This window comes from Chryseobacterium sp. SIMBA_029 (genome assembly GCF_046535275.1).
Taxonomy (GTDB): domain Bacteria; phylum Bacteroidota; class Bacteroidia; order Flavobacteriales; family Weeksellaceae; genus Chryseobacterium.
In genome coordinates this window covers 1-241 of record NZ_JAWRXA010000788.1, presented here as the reverse complement: position 1 = coordinate 241, position 241 = coordinate 1, and the positions used below count along the sequence as shown (strand labels likewise).

Annotated in this window: 1 protein-coding gene; it reads left to right on the top strand. The window is 63.9% G+C overall.

The features are described from left to right. The coding region (locus tag SB679_RS26085; protein WP_410705298.1) for an amidohydrolase family protein at positions 1 to 241 on the top strand (241 nt) is incomplete at both ends.

Below are 241 nucleotides of genomic sequence, written 5' to 3'. Positions count from 1 at the left end.
CCAACAGCATCCCGGAGCTGATCGCCGGGGCCGCGAAGCACAACGATGTGTTGATTCCGTTCGGCAGCGTGGACCCGCGCACGGGGGAGGACGCAATCGCGGGGGCGAAGCACCAGGCCATTGAGCTGGGCGCCCGGGGTTTCAAGTTCCACCCGTCCCTCCAGGGCTTTGACCCGTCCAGTGAACAGTTCTATCCGTTGTGGGAAACCCTGCAGGAACTGGGCCTGCCGTGTATCTTCCA